Source organism: Streptomyces colwelliae (genome assembly GCF_048158785.1).
In the GTDB taxonomy this organism is placed as follows: domain Bacteria; phylum Actinomycetota; class Actinomycetes; order Streptomycetales; family Streptomycetaceae; genus Streptomyces.
In genome coordinates this window covers 1-5,951 of sequence record NZ_JBLTJC010000518.1, presented here as the reverse complement: position 1 = coordinate 5,951, position 5,951 = coordinate 1, and the positions used below count along the sequence as shown (strand labels likewise).

Below are 5,951 nucleotides of genomic sequence, written 5' to 3'. Positions count from 1 at the left end.
CGGCCGCCCTAGGACGGGACAGGCCCCGCGCCATGCCTGGTCCTCCCGTATTTCGCGGATGTTGCGCGAAGTCTTGACGCGCCCTCCGCGGCACGCCTCGTCACCAAGGTGCTGACGCTGCTGCCCCTGCTGCTGATCGCGGTGTGGGCGGCGGTCGACTGGCATGCCATGTACGACGGCACGGCCCGGCTCGCCTCCGCCGACCCCTGGTGGCTGCTCGCCGCGTTCTTCTTCACCTGCCTCGGCTGGGGCACCGCCGCCCTCGTCCGCCAGGGTGCCCTGCCGGAACGGCTGCCGACCGGCCTGCTGATCGCCTCGCAGTTCGCCGCCGGCGCCGCCAACCACGCGCTGCCGGCCAGCATCGGCGCCCACGCCGTCACGCTGCGCTTCCTCCAGGGCCGCGGCATCCCCCTCACCCGCGCCACCGCCTCGCTCGCCCTGTACTCACTCGTCAGGCCGATCGCGAAGACCTTCGTGCTCATCGCCTTCCTCATCGCCTTCCCCGAGATGCTGCGATTCGGCCAACTCGTCCCGCGGGGCTGGTCGTTGGTCCTCGCCTTCGGAGGGCTGGGGGTCGCGTTCGGCACGGCCGCCCTGCTCCTGGCCGTCGTACGTCCGCTGCGCCGCCCGGCGCTGCGCTGCGTCCGCACCGCGCTGACCGACGTACGGCAGCTGCACACCATGCCCAGCCGGATCCTCGCCCTGTGGGGCGGGGCGGCGGCCGCGCCGGTGCTCCAGGCCACCGTGATCTTCTCGGTCGGGGCCTCGCTCGGCCTGTCGCTGTCCTGGGCGCAGGTCGTCATCGCGTTCCTCGCCGCCAGCACCGCGGTCGGCGCCGTCCCCGCACCCGGCGGGATCGGTCCGGTGGACGCGGCGACGGTGTTCACGATGGTCGCGTTCGGCGCCCCCATGGACCTGGCCACGGCGAGCGTCATCGGCTACCGCGTCCTGACGGTGTGGGTGCCGTTGCTGCCGGGGGCGTTGATGCTGTCGGCGCTGGTCCACCGGAAGGTGCTGTGACCGAACTCCCCTCGTCCGTCGAAATCCCCTTGTACGGCCGCCCGTTCCACGTCTAACGTCGCTGCTCATCGACGTGTAGCTCAGTAGCAGAGCACCGGGCTCGGGACCCGGAGGGCGCGGGGGCGGTACCCGCCACGTCGGCTATGGATGACGACGCTCATCAGCAGCACCTCACCGCGGCCCCCGGCTATGCCCTGGGCCAGTTGGCCAAGGCCTTCACGACCGCGCTGACCCACGAGGACGCCGACACCCGCCGGCGCGCGGAGGGCCGCGTGACGCGCTGGCGTGCCGTGCTCGCGGGGATGGCCGGCGGCCTGCTGTCGATCGGTTCGCGCACCCCGGTGGCCGGGCTCCCCGCCTGGGTCACCCCCGAGGTGGTGCACGGCGGCTTCGCCACGGGCACCCCGAGCGCGGGCGGCCCGCTCCAGCCGTACGAGACGCGGCTCGCGGAGCGGTTCGGCGTGCCCGCGGACCGGCGGGCGCTGTTCGCGCACTGTCTCACCGACACCGGACTCACCTGGCTGTGGGGGCAGTTGAACAGCGGGCGGTACGAGGTGACCGTGCCCGAGGAAGGCGCGCTGCTCACCATGGCGTGGCTGGTGCGGCTCGGGGAGACGGCCGCCGCGCTGGACCTGGTCGCGGAGTTGGAGCCGTTCGCGGACCGACTCCGGTTCCTGCCACGCCCGTCGACGGGCCGGACCGCGCCGGACGACACCGACGCGCTGTGCCGCCGTACCGTCTCCGACACCGTGGACCGGCTGGTCCGGCGGCGCCCCAACGCGGCCGTGGAGACACAGCGCGAGGCACTCGCCGTATGGCAGCCGTTCGGGGACGAGTTGCTCGTCCACTGGCTGGAGACGGCGGACGGGGCGGACGGCCGGGTGCTCGAACTCGCCCCGGACGCGGACTGGTTGGAGCGCGGTGCCGCCCTGCTGAGTCGTTACCGGTCCCTGGCCGAGGAGCACACCCGCTGCGGGAAGCACCGCAGCCCCAAGGGGAACCTGGGCATTCTGCGCGGCGCGCTGGAAGAGACCGTCGCCGGGCGGCAGTTGGACGCGCGGCGGCTCGGGCTGCTGCGGCACGCCGTCGCGTCGATGGTGCGGCGGCGCGGTCTGCCGGGCTCGGCACCGCACACGGAACTGCGCCGCGCACAGCGGGCCCAGGCAGCCCTCCCCTCCCACCACGCCTTGGCGCAGGTGGTGGTGGGCCGCCTCGCCGGGCTGCCCCAGGAGTCGGGCATCGCCGACCTCGGACCCGTACTCGCCCCCGTCTCCGAGCCGGAGCGGCGGGAGACCGGCCTGCCCACCGGAGCCCAACTCCCGCCTGCCATAAGCCGGGTGGTCGAGGGCGCGTTGAGCGCACCGGTCGCCACCCTCGTGGAGCGGGGAGTCGTCACCTCGGCCGAGGTACTGGCCGAACTGATACCGCGGCTGGTCGCGGACACCACCGCGCGGACCTACGACGACAAGGCGCTGCGGACGCTGATGGCCGCGAACTACCGCGCGTTCCGCAACCGCCGTTCGCTGCTCCTGCTCAACCTGGAGAGGCAGGTCCGGATCGAGGAACTGCCCTGGGTGCGGGCGGTGTCCGCGCAGCGCGGCGACGGCACGGCCGAAGCGGCCCTGCTGCTACGGCAGTTGGGCGAGCTGGCGGTGCGGGGGTTCCCGGGCACGATCCTCCCCAACCCGCTGGTGCGCGAACTCGGCGTGCTCGCCCGCCAGTCCGAGCTGGGCGCCCCGCTGGTGGAGGAGCTGGCCGCCGACATCTTCATGGACACTTTCGGCCCCAAGTTCCTTGTGGCGGCCGGGATCGCGGGCGAGCTGCTCGGCGGTTCGCTGTACGAGCGGTACTACGGCATCGACTACGCGGCGATCCGCGACCTGGCGATCGCCGAAGGGACCGTCGAGGGGGGCAAGGCCGCGGGCCGGTCGGACAAAGCCGGGGCCGGGCCCCGCACGTCCCCGGGGTTCGCGCGGCTGTGCGCGGAGCGGGCCGCCGCGGCGTCCTCGGCCCCGGCGGGGTCGTCCGAGTCCTCGTCCGATTCCTGGGTGGCGGCCAGCGGCAAGGTGATCGAGCAGTCCCAGATCCTGACCACGCACAACCTGGCCACCCTGGTCCACCGGGTCGGCATCGCCCCCGAGCCGGGCTGGGCCGACCTGGCGCGCCGCTGCTTCGGCACCGTGTGCCGGCTGACGGCCCGGGTGCACCGCAACCCGTGGCCGTACTCCACGATCAAGGACGCGGCGTACGCCTGGCGGCAGTCGGTGTTCCACCTGTCTCTCTGCCCGCCCGCCGAACAGCGCCGCGTGCTCGACGACCTGGACGCGGAGGCGGCCCGCCACCCGGCCCATGTCACCGCCCGCCTCGCGCCCGTTCTGGCCGGGCTGCGCCTGGTCGCGGACGGCGGCGGCTTCGCCCCCGACGGCACGGCGGACGGGGGCCGGGCCCGCCGGCTCCTCGGCTGGACCACGGACGGCCACTGGCTGGCGACGGACCCGACCGCCGTAGACACAAAGGGCAGTTGAGAGGCCCGCACGCAGGCCGCTCCTAGCCCTCGCCCGTCTCCGCCGCCTTCGTCGCCGTGCGCACCGCCGCCTCCGTCAGGGTCTTCGCGGTGTGTACGGCGCTGGCGATCGCCTCGTCGGGGGTGAGCCCGCACTGGTCGGTGAGGGTGAACAGGGCGTCTGCGGCCATGACGACCGCGAGGCCGCGCTTGAGCTGGGTGAACGCGTCCGGGTCCGTCTCCCCGAGGGTGGCGGCCAGGGGGGTGAGCGCGTGGTCGATGAGGCCGAAGCGGATGCCGGGGCGCATGTTCGCCGCGTCGGGGCGGACGATGGTCGCCGCCATCATCGCGCGCACCCCGCCCTGGCGGGCCAGGGTGCCGCGGAGGAGGAACTCGCAGGCGAACGCGATCCGTTCGACCGGATCACGGGAGTCGGCGACCGGGCCGAGCGCGTCGACGGGGTCGGGCCAGACACCGGCCAGGGCCTCGCCGATCAGCGACGGCAGGTCGGGGAAGTAGCGGTAGGCGGTGGCCTCGGAGACCAGGGCGACGCGGGCGACCTCGGGCATCGTCACCTCGCTGCCCGTGCCGATCAGCCCGCGGGCCGCTTCGACGATCGCCGTACGGGTGCGCTTCTTCTGGTTGCTGCGGCCCGTGTCCGTCTGTGCTGTCGCCATCGGTGCGTCACTTCCCCGTATTCGCTCGTCGTCGCCCGCCGTCCCCCGCACGTTATCACGACAAGCTCTCATCGTAAGAGTTTGCTTGCATAACGAGAGTTGCCCGCTTACTGTTCTGAGAGCGCGCCACAGCGCGACGGGCGCACAACTCGCGCCACACACAAGGGAGTCGGCGATGAACGAGGTTTCCGTGGTCGGTCCGGACGACGGCGAGTCGATCCGCCTGGGGCCGGTCACGATGCGCATCCTGGAGGACGGCAGCACCACCGGCCACCGTCTCGGCATCGGCGAGATCACCCTCGCCCCGCACACCCAGGGCCCGCCGCAGCACCGCCACGCCCAGCACGACGAGGGCTTCTACGTCGTCTCCGGCACCGTGCACTTCACCATCGGCGAGACCGTCCACGTCGCCCCGGCGGGCACCCTCGCGATGATCCCGCCCGGCGCCCCGCACACCTTCGCCAACCCCGGCGACGAGCCCGCGGTGATGGTCAACACCTTCACGCCCGACCTGTTCGTGCAGTACTTCCGCGACCTGCGGGACATGATCGCCGGCGGCCGGGAGTTCAACACCGAGTCGACGATCGAGACGATGAGCCGCTACGCCACGGTCCCCGCGACCGACTACGCCTGAGGCACCGCACCCACCGCCGCACGGACCGCCCGTCAGGAACCGCTCGCGTTCGACGGGCCGAAGAACTCGATCTCGGCGATGGCCACTTGCTTGCTCCCGGAGGTTCCGTAGGCGGACTCGACGGTGAAGCGGACCGCCGTGACCGTGCCGACCCTGAAGGACCGGCGCTGGGCGCCCGCCCCCTGGTCCAGGGTGAGTTGGCGGGTGATCTTCTTGCCGTCGGCCGTGGTGATCTCCGCCTCGATCCGGTGCGGGAGCGCCGACTGGGTGAGCTGGTCGGGGCGGGTGGAGACGCCCGGGGTGATCATCAGGTCCAGCAGCCGGGTCGGCTCGTCGAACCGCGCCTCCAGCCACTGGCCCTTGCCCGACTGGGTCACTCCCGGCCCCCACCAGGTGTTGTTCAGCCGGTCGAAGGCCAGGTCCGGCTTGTGGCCCGGGTAGGAGCGGGAGGCGCTGACGCGGTCCGGGTAGACGGGGGCCCGCTTGGCGAAGTGGTCCTTGGTCGCGTCCACGGCGCGCGGGATGTTGACGGCCAGCACGATCAGCAGGGTCAGGACGATCGCCGCGCCCACCCAGGTCAGCACCCGGTCAAAGGTACGGCGCAGCCGGGGCCGGTCGCCCGCCCACGGGATCTCACCGTTCCGGAACGCGAACAGCCGCCGCCACCAAGGCAGTTGGCCGGCGGCGCGCTCCTCGCCCGCCATGGGCATCGCGCACCGGGCGCAGTAGTGCCGGTCGGGCCGGTTGGCCGTCGCGCACCAGGGGCAGGGCACTCCGCCGACGGCGCCGGGTTCGATGCCGGGCGCCCGTACGGACTGCGGGCGCGCTGCGACCGGGCGGCCCGGCAGCACCGGGGCCACGGACGGGGCCTGGCGGGGCTCCGGGTCGGAGACCGGGACGAGGAGCCGCCGGGCGCGCTCGGCCTCGGACTCCTGTGCCGGTCCCGGTTCCGGGGAGGCGGCGGGGACCGGTTCGGTGGGGTGCGGCAGCCGTGACGGGCGCCGGCCGGGGGCGGCGGCTCGCCGGGGAGGCCTTCGCGGGCGAGGTCATCGATGTCGTCATGGCGTACAGCGAGGCTGGGAACTGGCCCTGATCGAGGCCGCGTTGACGGCGGGCA

General features: G+C 73.4%; 4 protein-coding genes, 1 tRNA gene and 1 pseudogene. 4 read left to right on the top strand and 2 right to left on the bottom strand.

The features are described 5' to 3' along the window. The first annotated feature begins 36 nt into the window (after nucleotides 1-36). The 3 genes from ACNFOC_RS49535 (at nucleotide 37) to ACNFOC_RS49525 (ending at nucleotide 3,545) form a co-directional block, all read left to right on the top strand. Entirely contained in the window at nucleotides 37-1,020 is a 984-nt protein-coding gene (locus tag ACNFOC_RS49535; protein WP_416965561.1) for a lysylphosphatidylglycerol synthase transmembrane domain-containing protein, read from the top strand. 69 nt (nucleotides 1,021-1,089) lie between these two features. Continuing rightward, a tRNA-Pro gene (locus tag ACNFOC_RS49530) sits at nucleotides 1,090-1,161 on the top strand. 2 nt (nucleotides 1,162-1,163) lie between these two features. Continuing rightward, a complete protein-coding gene (locus tag ACNFOC_RS49525) occupies nucleotides 1,164-3,545 on the top strand; it encodes a hypothetical protein (protein ID WP_416965560.1) in 2,382 nt (793 codons plus the stop codon). A 22-nt stretch (nucleotides 3,546-3,567) separates the two neighbouring features. Here ACNFOC_RS49525 and ACNFOC_RS49520 read toward each other — a convergent pair whose 3' ends face one another. After that, nucleotides 3,568-4,200 carry a TetR/AcrR family transcriptional regulator gene (locus ACNFOC_RS49520; RefSeq protein ID WP_416965559.1) on the bottom strand — a complete coding sequence of 211 codons (633 nt, stop codon included), beginning with the start codon at nucleotides 4,198-4,200 and terminating at the stop codon, nucleotides 3,568-3,570. A 175-nt stretch (nucleotides 4,201-4,375) separates the two neighbouring features. On the opposite strand from ACNFOC_RS49520, the gene ACNFOC_RS49515 reads away from it, so the two are divergent. Further along, entirely contained in the window at nucleotides 4,376-4,834 is a 459-nt protein-coding gene (locus tag ACNFOC_RS49515) for a cupin domain-containing protein (RefSeq protein WP_416965558.1), read from the top strand. A 32-nt stretch (nucleotides 4,835-4,866) separates the two neighbouring features. Here ACNFOC_RS49515 and ACNFOC_RS49510 read toward each other — a convergent pair. After that, nucleotides 4,867-5,874: pseudogene (locus ACNFOC_RS49510) on the bottom strand (NADase-type glycan-binding domain-containing protein); the annotation flags it as partial. Nucleotides 5,875-5,951: the final 77 nt, after the last annotated feature.